14 protein-coding genes are annotated in these 20,551 nt (G+C 55.5%); 5 read left to right on the top strand and 9 right to left on the bottom strand.

The genetic code is table 11. The features are described 5' to 3' along the window. Positions 1-105: 105 nt before the first annotated feature. Both RZ35_RS01580 and RZ35_RS01575 read right to left on the bottom strand, forming a co-directional pair. Positions 106-888, bottom strand: coding sequence for an alpha/beta hydrolase (locus RZ35_RS01580; protein ID WP_455709673.1), 783 nt, complete (start codon positions 886-888; stop codon positions 106-108). A 178-nt stretch (positions 889-1,066) separates the two neighbouring features. Then, positions 1,067-3,427 (bottom strand): TonB-dependent siderophore receptor, encoded by a 2,361-nt coding sequence (locus RZ35_RS01575; protein WP_026741732.1) that lies wholly within the window; start codon positions 3,425-3,427, stop codon positions 1,067-1,069. 290 nt (positions 3,428-3,717) lie between these two features. On the opposite strand from RZ35_RS01575, the gene RZ35_RS01570 reads away from it, so the two are divergent. After that, the gene (locus RZ35_RS01570) at positions 3,718-4,701 is read left to right on the top strand and encodes a helix-turn-helix transcriptional regulator (RefSeq protein WP_026741731.1); all 984 of its coding nucleotides are present in this window, start codon (positions 3,718-3,720) and stop codon (positions 4,699-4,701) included. 440 nt (positions 4,702-5,141) lie between these two features. On the opposite strand, the gene lpdA is transcribed toward RZ35_RS01570, so the two are convergent. From lpdA to pdhR, 4 genes are all read right to left on the bottom strand, one after another. After that, entirely contained in the window at positions 5,142-6,566 is a 1,425-nt protein-coding gene (gene lpdA, locus RZ35_RS01560) for a dihydrolipoyl dehydrogenase (RefSeq protein WP_026741729.1), read from the bottom strand. Between the two features lie 224 nt (positions 6,567-6,790). Beyond that, positions 6,791-8,668: a pyruvate dehydrogenase complex dihydrolipoyllysine-residue acetyltransferase gene (gene aceF, locus RZ35_RS01555; protein ID WP_026741728.1), complete on the bottom strand. Its 1,878-nt coding sequence runs from the start codon at positions 8,666-8,668 to the stop codon at positions 6,791-6,793. Positions 8,669-8,682: 14 nt separating this feature from the next. Further along, positions 8,683-11,346 carry a pyruvate dehydrogenase (acetyl-transferring), homodimeric type gene (gene aceE, locus RZ35_RS01550; protein WP_026741727.1) on the bottom strand — a complete coding sequence of 888 codons (2,664 nt, stop codon included), beginning with the start codon at positions 11,344-11,346 and terminating at the stop codon, positions 8,683-8,685. A 138-nt stretch (positions 11,347-11,484) separates the two neighbouring features. Then, a complete protein-coding gene (pdhR, locus tag RZ35_RS01545; protein WP_026741726.1) occupies positions 11,485-12,249 on the bottom strand; it encodes a pyruvate dehydrogenase complex transcriptional repressor PdhR in 765 nt (254 codons plus the stop codon). A gap of 597 nt (positions 12,250-12,846) precedes the next feature. On the opposite strand from pdhR, the gene RZ35_RS01540 reads away from it, so the two are divergent. Further along, positions 12,847-14,202, top strand: coding sequence for an amino acid permease (locus RZ35_RS01540; protein ID WP_026741725.1), 1,356 nt, complete (start codon positions 12,847-12,849; stop codon positions 14,200-14,202). A 271-nt stretch (positions 14,203-14,473) separates the two neighbouring features. Here the strand turns inward: RZ35_RS01540 and ampE are convergent, their stop codons facing one another. Together ampE and ampD are read right to left on the bottom strand one after the other, a co-directional pair. Continuing rightward, a complete protein-coding gene (ampE, locus tag RZ35_RS01535) occupies positions 14,474-15,328 on the bottom strand; it encodes a beta-lactamase regulator AmpE (protein WP_026741724.1) in 855 nt (284 codons plus the stop codon). Between the two features lie 25 nt (positions 15,329-15,353). Continuing rightward, complete coding sequence (ampD, locus tag RZ35_RS01530; RefSeq protein WP_026741723.1) at positions 15,354-15,896, bottom strand: 1,6-anhydro-N-acetylmuramyl-L-alanine amidase AmpD; 543 nt, start codon at positions 15,894-15,896, stop codon at positions 15,354-15,356. Between the two features lie 348 nt (positions 15,897-16,244). Here ampD and ppdD point away from each other — a divergent pair, with 348 nt between their 5' ends. Genes ppdD through hofC form a run of 3 tightly spaced genes read left to right on the top strand, consistent with a single transcriptional unit; the run spans position 16,245 to position 19,327 of the window. Further along, positions 16,245-16,688 (top strand): prepilin peptidase-dependent pilin, encoded by a 444-nt coding sequence (ppdD, locus tag RZ35_RS01525; protein WP_026741722.1) that lies wholly within the window; start codon positions 16,245-16,247, stop codon positions 16,686-16,688. 4 nt (positions 16,689-16,692) lie between these two features. Then, the gene (gspE, locus tag RZ35_RS01520) at positions 16,693-18,123 is read left to right on the top strand and encodes a type II secretion system protein GspE (RefSeq protein WP_026741721.1); all 1,431 of its coding nucleotides are present in this window, start codon (positions 16,693-16,695) and stop codon (positions 18,121-18,123) included. 1 nt (position 18,124) lies between these two features. After that, positions 18,125-19,327, top strand: a complete 1,203-nt coding sequence (gene hofC / locus RZ35_RS01515) for a protein transport protein HofC (RefSeq protein WP_026741720.1) — start codon at positions 18,125-18,127, stop codon at positions 19,325-19,327. Between the two features lie 25 nt (positions 19,328-19,352). Here the strand turns inward: hofC and RZ35_RS01510 are convergent, their stop codons facing one another. Further along, positions 19,353-20,393, bottom strand: a complete 1,041-nt coding sequence (locus RZ35_RS01510; protein WP_026741719.1) for a GMP reductase — start codon at positions 20,391-20,393, stop codon at positions 19,353-19,355. Positions 20,394-20,551: the final 158 nt, after the last annotated feature.

The raw sequence follows: 20,551 nt of genomic DNA, 5'->3' as shown, positions 1-20,551 counted from the left end.
GAAAAGGCTAAGGATGATGCGTTTTATATCAATGGGTTATATAAAATCCCTGCCGTTGCGCGCCCGTAAACTGCGCGCGGGCGGCGCTGGGCGAACGGCTTTGAGTCAGGTAGGCTGGAAATGGTGACGTAAGGCGGTGTGCAACGCCAGAAATGGAACGGACTGGNGCGACTGTCCGGGATAAGTTTGCAGGGAGACGTCTACATCCGGCGCGCGATTTTTCAACATCAGCGCCAGCTCGCTGACGCCGTCGACCATTCTACGCCGCCGACGGTGCTCAAGCAAAAGCTCCTGTTGTCCGGTGGGCAATCCCATCTCCCACGGCTCCAAAGACTGCTCATATTCGCCGACGCTTAACATCAGACTGACTGGAGAGACGGTGGGGTTTTGCAAGTAGAGTGAGGCTGCCTGACGCAGAATGTACTCGCCATTCCACCAGACCGACGGGCTGCAGACGTAGTAATGCTGGAAGCTTTCGCGCGCCCAGAACAGCGTATCCAGGGAGAACAATCCGCCGTAGGAGTGGCCGAACAGTGCTTCGCGTTGCAGGTCGATGGGGTAGCGGGCCGCAATCATCGGTTTCAACTCAGCAATGAGGAAGCGGCGAAATCCGGCGGCATCGCCCTCCATTCCAGCCGGATAGTAGCCGCCTTGTGGATTAGGTTCCAGCACGCGGTTCGCCACCGCAGGACGGTAGTCCTTGTCGCGCCGGGAGGTGCCGACATAATCAATGCCGACCACAATCCCCGGCGTAATCCCGCAGCGGGGACGGCTTAGCGACGCCATCACGGAAGTCGCCATGGAGAAATATTTGGCGCCATCCAGCAGGTAAATCACCGGCCATCCCTCATCCGGGGGCACCACCCCGCCGTCGGGGCTCCACGTCATCACGCGGTAATGGCCACGCGCCGCAGACTCAACGATATCGTCCCTGGTATTGGGTAATTGATACACCCTTCCTCCTGTGTAACCGACGTCACTCGCGTCGCGCCGAACGGGTTCCTTCCCGTTGGACGGCAACATTGTTGCAGAGCGCTCCGGCAATGCCGTTCCCGCTCGCAACGCCTTAGAAACTAGTGTTGATACCCATAAAGAAAGTTCTGCCCGGCTCATTGAACGTAGCGGCGCCGGCGCCGGCGATAGTGACGACATTGGTGGTCAGGTTCCTGACCGACTGCGCGTTGCCAGCACGGAACTGGCGCTTGTCGAACAGGTTATCCACGCCAGCGGTCAGGCTCACATTCTTGTTGAACTTGTAGGTCCCGCTAAGGCCGACGACCGAATAAGGACTGACCTGCGTCAGCTCGGTCCCGCTGACCGACTCACCTTTATAGTTATATTTCTTCGGCTTCTGACGCCCGTACCAGGTCAAATCGGCCAGTAAAGACAGCTTGTCGGTGGCCTGCCAGCTTACCGATGAATTGAGCGTAAATTGCGGCGTAACGGAAAGGTAATCCCCCGTGGTTTTATTCTCCGAACGCAGCATCCACGTCAGGTTGTTGTTCCAACTCACGGTGTCCGATACCGGAATATTCAACGAGCCTTCCAGCCCTTCCACCACCGCCTTAGGCACATTTTCCCACTGAAAGACATAAGTGGAGCCGTTCGTGCTCGTCCCGATGGGAGACATGCCCGCATCGATCTTGTTGCGATAGTCATTACGGAAATAGGTCAGGCCCGCCTGATAGCCATTGCGATGAAACGCCAGCCCGACCTCTTTGTTGACGCTGGTTTCCGCCTTCAACTCGTCGTTACCTAAAAGATAGCAGCCGTTGGTGCCGCTGACATAGCAGCCTTGCCCGCGGCTATACAGCAGATAGTTCGGGTTGAGTTGGTAAAGGTTAGGCGCTTTGTACGCGCGGGCGATGCCGAGTTTCAGCGTAAAGTCGTCGCCCAGCTCCTGCGAGAGATTGATACCGGGACTCCAGTTGCCGCCCGCGATGCTGTGTTGGTCGAACCGCAGCGCCGGCGTCAACATGGTGCTGGGCGTCAGCTCAATGTTGTCTTCCGCGAACACGGAGGCGATGCGCGCAGACATCTTGTCGCTGCGCGTCCCATCAGAATAGCCGTCAATCGTGCCGCCGGACAGCGCCTGCGAGGTCGATGTCGGATCTTTCATTTTCTGTTCCGACCACTCTACGCCCACCGTGGCGGTCTGGCTGAATAGCGCGTCAAACGGAATATTGACCTCGTTGTGCGCGGTCACCGTATCCAGCTTGGTCGTGCCGTAATCATCGGCGCTGGAGAAAATGCCCTCCGTGCCGCCCGCCAGTCCTTCAGTGATACGGGTGTTCTGCGTGCGCTCATACTGCAGATAAGACGTGGTGCTGACGCCGCTATCCCAGTAACCGCGGTGGGTCACCGCATAGTTCTGCCGGTACATCCGGTTGGTCTCTTTGCCGTAATTGCCGACCACATAGCTGTTACTGTTGGTGTTTTGCGTATCGCCGGAGTAGATATTGCCCTGACGGCTTGATCCTGCCTCAAACTCAAGCGACTGCTGTGCGGTGATGTCCCAGCGCAGCACGCCGTTGATGTCCTTATTACGCACCCCTTCACGCCCGGCCGGCAACGAACTGGCATAGGCGCCGGTTCGTTCCGACTGGTGGCCGTCATTAATGCCCCAGGCATCGGCCTGCGTTTTATTGAAGTTACCGTAGAGACGCAAACTAAGGTTATCGGTTAATCCCCCCATCAGGCTGAAATCGGTACGCTTGGTGGCCCCTTCCGCTTTATGCACCGGCATATCCATGTAAGCGTTCCAGGTGCCGTGCCACTCTTTCGTCGACTGTTTGGTGATGATATTCACCACGCCGCCCGCCGCACCGTTGCCATAACGGGCCGCGGCTGGACCGCGTAGCACGTCAATACGCTCGACCATGTCCGCTGGCACCCAATTGGTGTCGCCTCGGGTATCGCGTTCTCCACGCCAACCGTAGCGCACCGCGTTCCGGCTGGATACCGGCTTGCCGTCCACCAGAATCAACGTGTTTTCCGGCCCCATGCCGCGAATATCAATCTGCCGGTTATTGCCGCGTTGACCGCTGGTCGAGTTACCTGACAGATTGACCCCCGGCATGGTGCGGATAAGCTCCGACAAATCATTAGCCGGCGGTCGTTTACTGATATCTTCCGCCGTGATGGTGGAAACACCCAGAGCCTGACGAGTCTGCTCTGCGGCAGTCACAATCATCGTATCCGCACTCTCCGCGCTTTGGCCCTGATCCCTGGTGTTGGCGGCTGCAGTCTCGGTGGATGTCGGGGCTTTCTTCGTCGCGATAGGTTCCCTGGTGTTGGTCGCGGACGCCCCTGCGGCGGTGGTTGTGTTCGTCGTTTCGGCTGTATCAGCCCATGTCAGGCAGGACAAGGTGGAGCAAGCCAACCCTATCAGCGTCGCCAGGCAATGGCGGGGTGGGTATTTGGTCATTTAAATCACCCTATATTTTTATCATTGGGAAAGACGGCTGCTGCTGACAGACCGGGATATTCCCTTCCATCGTCCCTTACGCAATGGAAAGCAACGTACCGCGCGAAACGAAATGACCTGCGCGAAAAACGAACCGCCAGCAAGAAAGCATCATTGAGAATCGTTTGCGTTNCCCTTTTGGCACGATCATTGTTACATTTGTTTTCTGATGCGAGGTTTGTGCAAACGGCAAAATGTTTTGCGTAAACATCGAAATGGCCAAGGATAGCCAGACAAAGGGAAAGGAAAACATGGATAATAAAGTACCAGAATCGAAGAATATATTTAAAAATCATATTGTTCAGAGTTCGAAATTAATTACCAGGGATTATCGTTTTCTGACGCCGGCCGGTATAGAAGACAGGCCGCTGTTGTTTGGCGAATTTAACGTCACTCAACTCAACCGCGATTTGATCCTCCACACCGCGGATGTGGTGAATCTGACCAATATGAAGACCCAGACGCTCCTGAACGGCGCGCTTAAGCTGGCAATTGTCGTCAATGGCATCGCGCATGTGACCTACGGCGAGCAAATGCTGCATCTGGGCAACGTACAGCCCGCTTCGCTTATCTCGCTCACCGAGCCCACGCATTTCAGTCGCCTCGGGAAACGTGATGAACATGAGCGTACGGTATCGCTGACCTTCAGCCAGGAGTGGCTGTACGGTAATCTGCTGGACAGCGTCAGCGATTGGCAGGCCATCTACGACTTCTCGCAAACCCACCTTGCGACCCACCTCTGGATGCCGTCCCGGCAGGCGCAGGCCATCGCCTTGCAGATCCTCAATTCACCCGGCTGCAATACCCCGATGCAGCGGCTATATCTGGAAAGTCAGTGCATGCTGCTGATTATTGAAGCCCTGAGTTCGCTGACCGCTAAAAGTCAGGCAAAGCACCGAGACGGCATCGACCTGCGCAATCATCATCGTATTCAGCAAGTCCGCGATATGCTGGAAAGCGGCGAAGCAGACCAACTCTCGATGGACGAAATCGCCAAGTGCGTCAATATGAGCGCCAGCACGCTCCAACGCCATTTCCGCCACACCTTTAACGTCACCGTCTTCGAATACCTGCGCACCTGTCGGCTGCGGCGCGCCATGCTGGCGCTGCAACGCGATGGCATCGCGATTTCTCAGGCGGCCAGCCTCGCCGGCTACAACAGTTCCGCCAACTTCACCACCGCGCTGCGCCGCACTTTCGGCGTCACGCCTGGGCAAATCAAAGAGCGCTTTTAGCCATACGCCATCACCTATTCAGACATCCCCCCGGCATTAGCTGAACTCATCGTTACCTGCGCTCCGTCCGACAACTTCCTCAATGCGACGCGGCTAGGGGGGATCGATTTCATGGCCTCAGCGCAGCCCATCACGCAAGGCGCGATAGCCGACAAGGGGAACTTGCCCTCCCGATTGACCTTGGCGAAAAGCTTCGGCTGAACCTCGCATCGCTGCCGCATCTGCACAGCGATAGGGCGCACGCTCAGTGTCGGTTACCACAGCCAGGCGACCTGCCCGCGTTATTGCCGCTGCTGCTGAGTTAGCGCCCGCGAGCGGACTGTCCCCCTTCTATTGACGATCGTCAGACGAAAAAAAATCCGGCGGCGGCTGCCCCGGATTTTTTAAACCTGTCGTGACACGCACGCGCGTATTTACGCCTGCGCGCCCTCACCGTCAGCTTATTTTTTCTTTGCTTTCGGGTTCGGCAGGTCGGTGATGCTGCCTTCGTACACTTCCGCCGCCAGCCCGATAGATTCGTGCAGCGTCGGATGCGCATGGATCGTCAACGCGATATCTTCCGCGTCGCAGCCCATTTCGATCGCCAGACCGATTTCACCCAGCAGTTCGCCGCCGTTGGTCCCGACGATCGCCCCACCGATGATGCGATGGCTCTCTTTCTCGAAGATCAGCTTAGTCATGCCGTCCGCGCAGTCGGAAGCGATAGCACGGCCTGACGCCGCCCAAGGGAAGATCGCTGTTTCGTAGCTGATGCCCTTCTCTTTCGCTTCTTTCTCCGTCAGACCTACCCACGCCACTTCCGGTTCGGTATAGGCGATGGACGGGATCACTTTCGGATCAAAGTAGTGTTTCTTACCGGCGATGACTTCTGCAGCCACGTGGCCTTCGTGCACGCCTTTGTGCGCCAGCATCGGCTGACCGACGATATCGCCGATAGCGTAGATGTGCGGTACGTTGGTACGCATTTGTTTATCGACGTGGATAAAGCCGCGATCGTCGACTTCAACGCCAGCCTGACCAGCATCCAGCAGTTTGCCGTTCGGCACACGGCCGATGGCGACCAGTACCGCGTCGTAGCGCTGCGGTTCTGCCGGCGCGTTTTTACCTTCCATCGTGACGTAGATGCCGTCTTCTTTGGCTTCAACCGCAGTCACTTTGGTTTCCAGCATCAGTCCGAACTTGTTGCTGATCCGCTTGGTGAAGGTTTTCACGACGTCTTTATCGGCTGCCGGGATCACCTGATCGAACATTTCGACGACGTCGATCTTGGAACCCAGCGCGTGGTATACGGTGCCCATTTCCAGACCGATGATACCGCCGCCCATGACCAGCATGCGTTCCGGTACGGTTTTCAGCTCCAGCGCATCGGTGGAATCCCACACGCGCGGATCTTCATGCGGAATAAACGGCAGCTGGATCGGACGAGAGCCAGCAGCGATGATCGCGTTGTCGAAGTTGATAGTGGTATTGCCGCCTTCGCCTTCAACGACCAGCGTGTTCGCGCCGGTGAATTTGCCGAGACCGTTAACGACTTTGACTTTACGGCCTTTCGCCATCCCTGCCAGACCGCCGGTCAGCTGGTTGATGACTTTTTCTTTCCAGGAGCGAATCTTGTCGATGTCGGTCTGAGGTTCGCCAAACACGATACCGTGCGTAGCAAGCGCCTTAGCTTCTTCGATAACTTTCGCGACGTGCAGCAAGGCTTTGGAAGGGATACATCCGACGTTCAGGCAAACACCGCCCAACGTGGCATAACGTTCTACCAGTACGGTGTCCAGACCTAAGTCCGCGCAACGGAACGCCGCAGAATAACCTGCAGGGCCCGCGCCAAGCACCACCACCTGGGCTTTAATTTCAGTACTCATCATGACCTCTTGTTTTGTTTGTCCGGCGGTCAGACGTGGTTGTTATGGATCAGTACGCCCGTCATCCACCGGGACGCCCCCACACTGACATTTAGTTTACAGAGTTGTTAACGCTCTGCAAGGCGAGCCAGGGGGATCTGCGTCTCAAACATGCCACGGCGAACAGCCTGCCGCCGCGGCATCGACGTTAGCCAAAAGACCGGCCCGCAGGCCAGTCCCGGCGGTTACATCACCAGACGACGAATATCAGACATCACATTGTTGATGAAGCTGATGAAACGCGCGCCGTCCGCACCGTCGATAACACGGTGGTCGAATGACAGAGACAGTGGCAGCATCAGGCGCGGCGTAAACTCTTTGCCGTTCCATACCGGTTTGGTGGCCGATTTGGAAACGCCAAGGATAGCCACTTCCGGTGCGTTGACGATCGGCGTGAAAGCCGTGGTGCCAAGGCCGCCCAGGCTGGAAATGGTGAAGCATCCACCCTGCATGTCGGAAGCCGTCAGCTTACCAGCACGGGCTTTTTTGGAGATCTCCATCAGCTCGCGAGACAGTTCAACGATGCCTTTATTGTTCACATCGCGGAATACCGGAACCACCAGACCGTTCGGGGTATCAACCGCAACGCCGACGTTGATGTATTTCTTCAGCGTCAGGCGCTGACCATCTTCAGACAGCGAGCTGTTGAAACGCGGGAACTCTTCCAGCGCTTTCGCGACGGCTTTCATGATGAACACGACAGGCGTGATCTTCACGTCCAGTTTCTTCTTCTCGGCTTCCACGTTCTGCTGTTTGCGGAACGCTTCGACTTCGGTGATATCCGCTTCGTCGAACTGCGTCACGTGCGGGATCATCACCCAGTTGCGATGCAGGTTGGCGCCGGAGATCTTCTGAATACGACCCAGCTCCACTTCTTCGNCTTCGCCGAATTTGCTGAAGTCGACCTTCGGCCAGGGCAGCAGACCCGGCAGAGAACCGCCCGCCGCACCCGCCGCCGGAGCGGATTCTGCGCGTTTGACCGCGTCTTTCACGTAAGCCTGTACGTCTTCGCGCAGGATGCGGCCTTTACGACCGGTCCCTTTCACCTTCGCCAGATTGACGCCGAACTCGCGCGCCAGACGACGGATGACCGGGGTCGCGTGCACGTAGGCATCGTTCTCAGCGAACTCACCCTTCGCGCTGGCGGCGGCCGGAGCAGCGGCAGGCGCTGCTTTAGCTGGCGCGGCAGTCGTTTCTGCTTTCGCAGCTGGAGCCGATACCGCAGCCGGGGCGGCGCCTTCGACTTCAAATACCATGATCAGAGAACCGGTTTTCACCTTGTCGCCGACAGCGATTTTGATCTCTTTGACCGTACCCGCGAACGGAGCCGGCACTTCCATAGAAGCTTTGTCGCCTTCCACGGTGATCAATGACTGTTCGGCTTCAACGCTGTCGCCGACTTTGNCCATCACTTCAGTCACTTCGACTTCGTCNCCGCCGATATCCGGTACGTTGACGTCTTTCGCGGCGGAACCGGTGCTGGCTGCGGCCGGAGCGGCAGCCGGCTGGCTGGCCTGTGCGGCAGGCGCGGCGCCTGCCACTTCAAACACCATGATCAGGGAGCCGGTTTTCACCTTGTCGCCCGTGGCGATCTTGATTTCCTTCACCACGCCCGCGAACGGCGCCGGGACTTCCATAGAAGCTTTGTCGCCTTCCACGGNGATCAGTGACTGTTCGGCTTCAACGCTGTCGCCGNCTTTGACCATCACTTCAGTCACTTCGACTTCGTCGCCGCCGATGTCCGGCACTTCGACATCTTTCACTGCGCTGGTCGCGGCAGGAGCCGCTTCCGGCTGTGCTGCTGCCGGAGCTGGCGCTTCCGCCGCGCTGTCTGCCGAATCAAAGACCATAATCAGAGAACCGGTGGAGACTTTGTCGCCGACGGCAATCTTGATTTCTTTCACCACGCCCGCCTGAGGGGAAGGCACTTCCATGGAGGCCTTATCGCCTTCCACCGTAATCAGCGACTGTTCAGCTTCAACAGTGTCGCCGACGTTCACCATTACTTCGGTGACTTCAACTTCGTCCGAACCGATATCCGGAACATTGATTTCGATAGCCATGTAATCTTGCCCTCTTATGCCAGACGCGGGTTAACTTTATCTGGGTCGATGTTGAATTTCTTGATGGCTTCAGCCACGACAGACGCTTCAACTTCGCCGCGTTTAGCCAGCTCGCCCAGAGCGGCTACCACCACGTAAGACGCATCCACTTCGAAGTGGTGACGCAGGTTCTCACGGCTGTCGGAGCGACCGAAGCCGTCCGTACCCAGAACGCGGTAGTCGCTGGCCGGGATGTAAGTACGTACCTGCTCGGCGAACAGCTTCATGTAGTCGGTAGACGCGACGGCTGGCGCTTCGCTCATCACCTGAGCGATGTACGGTACGCGCGGCGTTTCGGCCGGGTGCAACATGTTCCAACGTTCGCAGTCCTGACCGTCGCGCGCCAGTTCGGTGAAGGAGGTCACGCTGTAGACGTCGGAACCGATGCCGTAGTCCTGGGACAGGATCACCGCGGCTTCGCGGACATGGCGCAGGATGGAGCCGGAGCCAAGCAGCTGTACCTTGCCTTTGTCGCCTTCTACCGTTTCCAGCTTGTAGATACCTTTGCGGATGCCTTCTTCGGCGCCCTGCGGCATCGCCGGCATGTGGTAGTTTTCGTTCAGCGTCGTGATGTAATAATAAACGTTCTCCTGCGCTTCGCCGTACATACGGTGCAGACCGTCATGCATGATGACAGCGACTTCGTAGGCGAAAGCCGGATCGTAGGAGATACAGTTCGGGATAGTCAGAGACTGAATGTGGCTGTGGCCGTCTTCATGCTGCAGACCTTCGCCGTTCAGCGTCGTACGNCCGGAGGTGCCCCCAATCAGGAAGCCGCGCGCCTGCTGGTCGCCTGCCGCCCAGCACAGGTCGCCGATACGCTGGAACCCGAACATGGAGTAGTAGATGTAGAACGGAATCATCGGCAGGTCGTTGGTGCTGTATGACGTTGCCGCCGCCAGCCAGGACGCGCCCGCGCCCAGTTCGTTGATCCCTTCCTGCAGAATCTGACCTTTCTCGTCTTCTTTGTAGTATGCCACCTGCTCACGGTCCTGCGGGGTGTACTGCTGACCGTTCGGGCTGTAGATACCAATCTGACGGAACAGACCTTCCATACCGAAGGTACGCGCTTCATCCGCGATAATCGGCACCAGACGATCTTTGATCGACTTGTTCTTCAGCATCACGTTCAGGGCACGAACGAAAGCGATGGTGGTGGAGATCTCTTTGTTTTGCTCTTCCAGCAGGGGACCGAAGTCTTCCAGCGTCGGCAGATCCAGAGAACCGCTGAAGTTAGGCTGACGGGACGGCACATAGCCTTCCAGCGCCTGACGACGTTCGTGCAGGTATTTGTACTCTTCGGAATCTTTGTCGAAGCTCAGCAGAGGCAGTTTTTCCAGCTCTTCGTCTTTGACCGGCACGTTGAAACGATCGCGGAAGTAGCGAACGCCTTCCATGTTGATCTTCTTGACCTGGTGAGCGATGTTTTTGCCTTCAGCCGCATCACCCATCCCGTAACCCTTGATGGTATGCGCCAGGATGACGATCGGTTTGCCTTTGGTGTCCTGCGCTTTTTTCAGTGCGGCATAGACTTTCTTCGGATCGTGGCCACCACGGTTCAGCGCCCAGATTTCATCGTCGGTCCAGTCTTTGACCAGCGCCGCGGTTTCCGGATATTTACCGAAGAAGTGCTCACGCACGTAGGCGCCGTTTTTCGATTTGAAAGTCTGGTAGTCGCCATCCACGGTTTCGTTCATCAGCTGAATCAGCTTACCGCTGGTGTCTTTACGCAGCAGCTCGTCCCAGCGACCGCCCCAGATAACCTTGATCACTTCCCAGCCAGCGCCGCCAAACACGCCTTCCAGCTCGTTGATGATCTTGCCGTTACCGGTAACCGGTCCATCCAGACGCTGCAGGTTGCAGTTGATAACGAAGACCAGGTTGTCCAGTTTTTCACGGGTCGCGATGGTGATGGCGCCTTTGGATTCCGGCTCATCCATTTCACCGTCGCCCAGGAAGGCGTAGACGGTCTGTTTAGACGTATCTTTCAGACCACGGTGTTCCAGGTATTTCAGGAATTTAGCCTGATAGATCGCACCGATCGGGCCAAGGCCCATGGAAACGGTCGGGAACTGCCAGAATTCAGGCATCAGTTTCGGGTGCGGATAGGAAGACAGACCCTGGCCGTGTACTTCCTGACGGAAGTTGTTCATCTGCTCTTCGGTCAGGCGTCCTTCAACAAATGCGCGAGCGTAAACGCCTGGCGAGATGTGTCCCTGGAAGTAAACCAGATCGCCGCCGTCCTGCGCGTTGCGTGCGCGGAAGAAGTGGTTGAAACACACTTCGTAGAACGTGGCGGAGGACTGATAGGACGCCATGTGGCCGCCCAGCTCCAAATCTTTCTTAGAAGCGCGCAGTACGGTCATGACCGCATTCCAACGGATCGTTGAACGAATACGGCGCTCCAGATCAAGGTTGCCCGGATAGGCAGGTTCGTCTTCAACGGCGATGCTGTTGATGTAACTGCTGCTTGCGCTGCCGGCAGCGGTTTTCACGCCGCCTTTACGTGCTTCGCTCAGAACCTGATCAATCAGGAACTGCGCGCGCTCAACACCTTCTTCACGGATAACCGATTCGATCGCCTGCAGCCAGTCACGCGTTTCGATCGGATCCACGTCATTATTCAAACGTTCTGACATGGTCTATTCCTTATCTGTTTCTAATTCAGTTGATTTGTCTGGAGCCTGTCTTCATACACTCTGCGCCCATAGGGTTAAAAGCGCAGGAAGACAGGCTCATCGTCTCGTATTTCGCAAACGGCGCCTCAATGAAAGCACCTAGTCCTTGCGTTGCTGGAGCCGACGCAATGAGCGTTCTCGCCGACTGTGTTCCCGGTTCAGTTCCAGCAATATTTCCTCTATAAACGCCAGATGACGGTGTGAAGCTTCGCGCGCCTGCTCCGGCTCACGAGCGACTATCGCCTCAAATATTCTGGCGCGATGACTACTCACCTTGGCCAAGACTTCGCGACTCAGGTAGAGCAATTCGAAATTCTGTCGTACGTTCTGTTCCAGCATAGGCCCCATGCATCGCAACAGGTGCAGCAGGACGACGTTGTGCGTCGCTTCCGTTACCGCGACCTGGTAGTGCATAACGGCTTCCGCTTCCGCGGCGAGGTCGCCGGATTCACGCGCTTGTTCAATCAAAAAATGGCATTCCCGAATGCGATGCAAGTCGGACTCAGTACCGCGTAACGCCGCGTAATAAGCTGCGATGCCTTCCAATGCATGACGGGTTTCAAGAAGATCGAACTGTGATTCAGGATGGTTGCTGAGCAGCTCGGCCAGCGGGTCGCTGACGCTCTGCCACAAATTGGTCTGGACAAACGTGCCGCCGCCCTGTCGACGTAGCAACAACCCTTTCCCTTCGAGCCGTTGAATGGCTTCTCTGAGAGAGGGACGTGATACCTCGAACTGTTTGGCTAGCTCGCGTTCCGGAGGAAGTTTTTCACCGGGCCGCAAAGTCCCTTCGAGGATCAGAAACTCCAGTTGCTGTTCAATCACATCTGATAGTTTGGGCTGACGGATCTTGCTGTATGCCATGGCGAAATTGTCTCGGCGAAAAGCGCGGAGTTAATTGGTAATACCAATTTAAAAAACGTGGCGTCAAAGTAACAAAGTATTCACCTTCTGTCTATATGATTACTATGACAATTGCCCTATCGCCATAGTTTTTAACAACAGGGTTATGCCAATGAGTAATCACGCTAATATATCATTGGTATTACCAATATTTCCCACGTCATCACGGTAACCTTTCATGAACAAAACTCTCCCAGCTGAAACGATTAAACCCTCCAGAAGAGAATAAAAGATGCATTTATTGCATAAAAATTCACAAAACAGCCGGGATTGAACTATTCGCTTTCAAATTAAATGTTAAGTATCGCATGACAATAACAAGATAGTACCAGCGGAGTTATCAAAAAGTCGGCGCGGCTTTTTCGGGTGGGTTTTAGGCCATACAACGAATAAATCAGTGCATTTATCGACGCTTATCACTATTCTCTGACCAACGGTAGTGGAAAGGTCATTTTCTTCTTTCCGCGGTCGTAAACTTAAAACAACACCAATGTAAAACTGCCAGTATTCTGGCGGTGCTCTCTAGACTTTCATTTAGACAGGCAGAAGGTAAAAGCCATGCAAGATCAACAAGATGGAACGCTAAAGCGTGGATTAAAAAACCGTCACATACAGTTGATTGCCCTCGGCGGTGCAGTGGGAACGGGACTGTTTCTCGGTATCGCGCAGACAATCAAGATGGCGGGACCTTCGGTTCTGCTGGGATACGCCATTGGCGGTATTATTGCGTTTTTCATCATGCGCCAGTTGGGAGAAATGTCGGTTGAGGAACCTGTAGCAGGCTCCTTCAGCCACTTCGCTTACAAATACTGGGGGAACTTTGCAGGTTTCGCCTCAGGGTGGAACTACTGGGTGCTGTATGTTCTCGTGGCCATGGCCGAACTCAGCGCCGTCGGCATCTACGTTCAGTACTGGTGGCCAGGTATCCCGACCTGGGTTTCCGCCGCCGTCTTCTTTATGGTCATCAACGCCATCAATCTCGCCAACGTGAAGATTTACGGGGAAATGGAGTTCTGGTTCGCCCTGATCAAGGTGAGCGCCATCATCGGGATGATCGTTTTTGGCGGCTGGTTATTGCTCAGCGGACATGGCGGCCCGGAAGCTACGGTCACCAATTTGTGGAATCAGGGCGGATTCTTCCCGAATGGGATCATGGGNCTGGTCATGGCGATGGCGGTTATCATGTTCTCTTTCGGCGGGCTGGAGCTGGTCGGTATCACTGCTGCTGAAGCGGACGACCCTGAAAAAAGCATTCCTCGCGCCACCAATCAGGTGATCTACCGCATTCTGATTTTCTATATCGGCTCCTTGACGATTCTGCTGTCACTGTACCCTTGGGGCAAAGTGGTAGAAGGCGGCAGTCCTTTCGTCATGATTTTTCATGAACTGAACAGCGATGTGGTCGCCACTATACTGAACATTGTCGTGCTGACGGCCGCGCTTTCGGTCTATAACAGCTGCGTTTATTGCAACAGCCGCATGCTGTACGGCCTGTCTAAACAGGGTAACGGTCCCAAAGCGCTGAGCACGGTGGATGCACGTGGTGTACCTGTCGTCGCTATTGCTATTTCAGCGCTGGCGACCGCCTTTTGCGTACTGATCAACTACCTCATTCCCGGCAAAGCGCTGGAGCTGCTGATGGCGCTCGTCGTCTCGGCTCTGGTCATTAACTGGGCTATGATCAGCTTGGCGCACATTAAGTTCCGCCAGCATAAAGATCGGGAAGGCATAGAAACCAAGTTTAAGGCGCTGCTTTACCCCTTCGGCAACTACCTGTGCCTGCTATTTATGGTGGGTATACTAGTGATTATGGCCCTGACGCCAGGCATTCGGATTTCGGTCATCCTGATCCCAATCTGGTTAGCGGTACTGGGATGCGGTTACTGGCTGAAGCAGCGTAAACAGTCTAAATAAAGCTTTCATGACTCCGATGCCGCCTGAACCAGCGGGCGGCATCAATTGAGACTTACAGTCAGGAAGAACAACAGCCGCTCTGGCTCCATTGCTTTTATTTCTTCTCAGGCGCTTGCTGTTTTCCTCTCCATCACCCATCAGCGGTTCGACTCTCAAAGTTACACACGTACAGGCTTCTGGCTTCTGGCTTCTGGCTTCTGGCTTCTGGCTTCTGGCTTCTGGCTTCTGGCTTCTGGCTTCTGGCTTCTGGCTTCTGGCTTCTGGCAACGAGTCATACCAGCGCGCCGTAGATGGTCAATAGCGCCACCACCACTACAATCATCAACGTCACCTTTTTTGCCAACTTAACGGCAGCAATCGGCGTCGCGAGAGGATCGATATGGGTTTCTCGCGCCAGTGAAAATTGAGCCAGCTGGGTCAGCACCCAATACTGGCTACTGTGAAAATCCAGCAAGGCGGAGAACCAGGCGGGCAACGCTTTTTCGCCGTGCCCCATCAAAGCATAAGCCGCTCCGGCCAGCCGCACAGGGATCCAGTCGAGCCAATGCAGCAATGTATCCACGCCAGAGTTAGCCCGCTCCAACGGGGTGTGGTAACGAGCAAGCATCGTTTGACGCGCTCTCAGACAGGCATAACCGACCAGCGCAATGGGACCATAAGGCCCGGCGACCACAAACCAGAACAGCGGAGCCAGGTAATAACGAAAATTAATCCACAGCAAAGCGTTCTGTAGCTCCTTGAGCCTATCCGATTCACTACCGTCCACCGGCAACCCATGAATCAGGGCCAATTCACCGGACATTTGGCGCTCCGCATCCGCTTCACCGCGTAGCGCCGCCTGCAAATACCGACGGTAGTGCAGCCTCACCTCGCCAGCCCCCACGCAAAGCAAACCAATAATAACCCATAAAATCAGCATCGGCAGACCGAACAACAAGCCGCTGACCAGCCCCATCAGCAGCGCGGTCGTTGCCATACCCGCCAGCGACAAAAGCAGGGTTTGTATCAAGGACGGCGAAGAAAGATGCCGAAGCCTCACCGCAAAATGGTGATCCAACTGCCAATGTTCGCCTTGTTTAAACAGGCGTTCCCATCCCAAAACCAGCAACAACGTAAACAGCGTCATCGATTTAGACTCCCTTTGTAGATCGCTATTTCTGCGCTAAATGTCGATATCGATCCCAGTCGAAAGCAGGACCGGGATCGGTTTTACGACCTGGAGCAATATCGTTGTGACCGCAAATTCGATTCGGCGTAATCGGATAAGTCAGACATAATAGCTGGGTGACCGATGCCAACTGCCGGTATTGTTCCTCCGTAAAAGGAAGCGTGTCGGTCCCCTCGAGTTCAATACCGATAGAGAAATCATTACAGCGTTCGCGCCCCTCAAATCTGGAGACGCCCGCATGCCAGGCTCGACGGTCAAAGGGCACATATTGAACGATGCTGCCATCCCGACGAATCAAGCAATGAGCCGAAACCCTCAGATGGCTTATCTCGGCGAAATAAGGGTGTTCAGCCGCCTGCAGTCTTCCTGTAAACAATTGATTGATATAGGGACCGCCGAACTCGCCCGGCGGCAGGCTGATATTGTGTATGACTAGCAGCGAGGGAATGTCGCCCTCAGGCCTTTCGTCACAATGCGGGGACGGTACGCGCGCCACATCCGTTAGCCAACCATCTACCAATTCCATCTACAAACTCCTATTAACCTGTCGTTTTACGCGCATTCTTCTACGCGGCAAACGCCTCGCACAGACCAAAGCGTAGCATCTTTCCCCTGCTCGTCATTCACCCGTCATGCGGCTTTAAAAGTCAGCGACACATTTCCCAACGGCCAATACTCACTGCAAGCATACCGTTTAGCGCCACTTTCTGATGAGACAAATATAGAAATTGGAAGTTGCCAGGAAAAAAATCGGGCGCTAACTGCAACTCATAAAACAGTTTGCGAAGCGGATTACGAACTGGGCTATCGCCTGTCGCCGAAATGGTTGCCTTCCCTTATTCTGCCGCCACCCGCCACATCAAGGACTGAAATCATGTTACAGCAAGGATTTACGTTGATTGAGCTGATGGTTGTGATCGTCATCATTGCCGTGCTAAGCGCCCTGGGAATTCCGGCCTATCAGGGATACCTGCAAAAAGCGGCAATGACCGACATGCTGCAAACGGCGGCCTCTTACAAAATAGCCGTCGATCTCTGTGGGCTGAGCAATGCCGATCTGGCTCTTTGCAGTGCAGGCAATCAGGGCATTCCAACGGGTACAACCACACGTTATATCAGTCAGGTTACCGTTTTCCGAGGCGTCATCACGTTGACAGGTCAATCCTCGTTGCAAGGGCTAAGCGTGGTGATGACGCCGACGCTGGAGCCTCAGACTGGATCGTTGAACTGGACCAAAAATTGCCTGACGGAAACCGGGGCCGACACGCTCAGTCGGGCCTGTCTCGACGTTTTCCGGCTGGATGATGCTGCGGGGTGATCTCATGACGTTACAAATACTTAGCGAAGAGCTCGACGTATTGTGCCAGCGTTATCACGCTTTGCTACTGGCCATTGATGAACAATCCATTACCGTTGCTGTCGGCAGCCCGCCAACCACTGAAATGCTGACGGCGTTGAAATTCGCCGGCAACCGTCACGTGTTGATCGAGAAATGGCCTGCGGCCAGACTGGAGAAAGCGCTTGCCCCGCCGCAAAGCGCCATGGAAAAGGCGTCGACCTATCAGCCTGTATCTGAAGTCGAAGAGCAGGAAGATATCCCGGTAGTCAGATTCATCAATCAGACGCTGAATTCAGCGATTCAGCGGCGGGCCTCGGATATCCACTTCGAGCCGATGGTGATGCATTGCCGGATACGACTGCGCATTGACGGCATTTTACAGGAAATTCCTTCAGCCCCTGACGAACTGACGCCCCGGCTTATTGCACGGCTTAAGATCATGGGGAAGCTGGATATCGCTGAACGCCGTCTACCACAGGATGGTCAATTTACCCTGCAGCTCGATCGGGAACGTTACTCATTACGTATCGCCACGCTTCCGATACAAACGGGCGAAAAGGTCGTACTGCGGGTATTACAAACGCAGCAACATGCGCTAACGCTGGACACGCTGGGGCTTTCTACAAGCGCATTACGGCTATTCAAGCGGGTCCTGCGACTGCCTCAAGGTATGATTTTGGTCACAGGCCCGACGGGGAGCGGGAAAACATTCACGCTTTATAGCGCCATACGCTGGCTCAATAGTACCAGCCGCAATATTTGCAGCGTGGAAGATCCGGTAGAAATTCCGTTAGAAGGGATCAATCAAACCGCCGTCAATGCCAAAAGTCGGCTGGACTTCAGCCGGGTGCTAAGAGCCCTGCTGCGCCAGGATCCCGACGTCATCATGATTGGAGAGATTCGCGACGCCGAAACGGCAGATATTGCCGTCAAAGCGGCGCAAACCGGTCACTTAGTGCTATCCACGCTGCACACTAACTCCGCCAGCGAGACCATCACGCGGCTAAGACATCTTGGCGTTCCCGGCTACCTGCTTGCCTCGGCGCTGAAACTCATCATTGCTCAGCGCTTAGTTCGCAGGCTGTGCCCTCATTGCCGCGAGCGGGTGCCCTCGGAACCAATATCGCCCCATGCAGCCTGGTCAGGTCCACTACGGCAATGGCGCCCACGGGGCTGCAATCACTGTTTTTCAGGCTATTATGGCAGAGCCGCGATTTACGACCTGTTGGCCATTACCCCTCACCTCCAGCAAACGCTGGCGGATAACGGAGAAGTCTCCTACGAAAAGGCGCCAGACCAGAATTCCCGCTCAAATGGGCTGTTCAATGCTGGTCTGGCGTTAGTCAATGAAGGCATCACATCACTGGATGAGGTCTATCGGGTAGTGGGTGACGGGGTGGAGGAAGGAGACTGAGATGGCAATGCAAAAGCTGTACGACTGGCAGGCCCTCAGCGGCAAAGGTGAACTGTGTCGCGGCGAGTTTATCGCGACCCACCGCCAACAGGTGTACGATCATCTGCTCGAACTGGGTTACCAACCCCTTAACCTGAAGATCCGACAATACCTGACCCGTTATGCCTGGCGCAGCTCGCAGCTGACTCCCGTCATTCACCAGCTAGGCTCGCTATTGCAGGCCGGGCTTCCGCTACTGGAATCGTTGAACCTCATGGCTCGGCAGCATGACAAACCGGCGTGGCGATGTGTCTTACACACCGTCGGCCGACAGGTCGCACAAGGCATGTCGCTGGCAGAGGCGCTTCGGCACTATCCCCATATATTTCCGCTGATGTATTGCTCGCTGATTGCCGCAGGCGAACTGACCGGTAAGCTCAGCGACTGTTGCCAGCAGCTCTCCGCCTATCAGGAGGCGCGTCAGCAATTGGCGTATAAAGTTGCCAAAGCACTACGCTATCCCCTCTTCGTTTCCGCCGCCGTGCTAGTGGTTAGCGCACTGATGATCACCTTGGTCCTGCCTGAGTTCGGCCGACTCTACGCCTCGTTTAACGCCCCGCTTCCCATGCTGACTCAGACTTTACTGACCTTTTCGGAACGGTGTATGCGCGATGGGGCCGCTCTCGTCACAATAAGCATCGTACTCGCGGCAACCTACGGCTGGGCGCGCAGAACCTTTCCACGCTGGCGGCGTAGAGAGCAACGTCTGTGGCTCAAAGTGCCCGGCATTGCCACACTTATTCGCGGGCGTTGTCTCAGCCAGATTTTCCATACGCTGGCGATGACTCACGGTGCAGGACTGCCGCTGCCGGCCGGACTGAGCGCCGCCGCGACGCTCGGACATCCTCTTTACCAGAGTGAATTAAAAGAGATACAGAACCTCATCGAACGCGGCATCCCGCTGAGTCAGGCGGTAGAACGCTCACCGCTGTTCCCAGCGCCCTGCCCACAGTTAATCAGAGTCGGAGAAGAGACAGGCGCACTAGAGCACCTGTTCGCACAGTTAGCCGAATGGCATGAAAACAATACGCAGCAGTTTGCAGAAAAGCTGCCTCATACCTTGGAGCCGCTACTGATGGGCACGGTGGGCGTCATTGTCGGTACGCTGGTGATCGCCATGTATCTGCCTATTTTCCAGTTGGGGCATGTCCTGACGGGAGCCTGATCCCGTCAGTTGAGGAAGCGGAAAGCTAAACGTTGAAAATACGGTTTTCTTGCTCGGCGACGCGGATGAACGTCGTGCGTTTGGTCAGCTCTTTCAGGCGTGAAGCACCAACGTAAGTGCAGGCGGAACGCAAGCCGCCGAGGATATCGCGAAGGGTGTATTCCACCGGACCTCGTAGCGGAAGCTTAACGGTTTTACCTTCCGCAGCCCGATAGCCGGCTACGCCGCCAACGTGGCGCTCCATCGCTGATGCCGAACTCATGCCGTAAAACAGCATCATTTTCTGACCGTTTTCTTCGGCTATGGTGCCTTCGCACTCATCGTGTGCCGCCAGCATCCCGCCCAGCATGACAAAATCAGCGCCGCCGCCGAAAGCTTTGGCGACGTCGCCAGGCACGGAGCAACCGCCATCGCTGACGATTTGTCCGCCGAGTCCATGCGCTGCATCGGCACATTCGATCACCGCCGATAGCTGCGGATAGCCCACGCCCGTTTTCAACCGGGTGGTGCAAACGGAACCGGGACCAATCCCAACTTTGACGATATCCGCACCGGAAAGAATCAGCTCTTCGACCATTTCGCCGGTCACCACATTCCCGGCGCAAATGATCTTATCAGGACACGCTTCTCGCGCTTTCTGCACAAAAGAGACAAAGTGCTCGGAATAGCCGTTAGCGACGTCGATGCAGATAAACTTCAGCTCTGGAGAGAGGGCCAGAATTTGCTTCAGTTTGGTAAAATCGTCGCTTGATGTCCCCGTAGAGACTAAGACGTGGCGCAACACGTCTTCCGATGACTGTGTAACAAACTGCTGCCACTGCTCAACGGAGTAATGTTTATGCACGGCGGTCAGCACGCCAAACGTGGATAGCGCCTGAGCCATGCGAAAAGTGCCGACCGTATCCATATTGGCCGCAATAACCGGCACGCCCGACCAATGGCAGCCCGCATGCATAAAGGTGAAATCGCGCGCCAATTCAACTTCCGAGCGACTCTTGAGGGTGGAGCGTTTGGGACGGATGAGAACATCTTTAAAGCCTAACTTTAAATCTTCTTCAATACGCATAAGGAGGTGTCCTGGTCAGTGGCGAAGACCATCGGGGAGATAGTCGGTATGCTTTAAAACCTATCCAGTAGCCTAATCATACGCGCGAATAATCCTGCGGCAAGACTGCGAATTTACCTTTATTTAGGCTAGAATCCCGTAAATTTACCCGGTAATTT

The sequence above is a fragment of the Lonsdalea quercina subsp. quercina genome (assembly GCF_000688655.1).
In the GTDB taxonomy this organism is placed as follows: domain Bacteria; phylum Pseudomonadota; class Gammaproteobacteria; order Enterobacterales; family Enterobacteriaceae; genus Lonsdalea; species Lonsdalea quercina.
The sequence above is the reverse complement of the archived record's forward strand: the minus strand, read 5'-3'. Positions and strand labels throughout refer to the sequence as shown.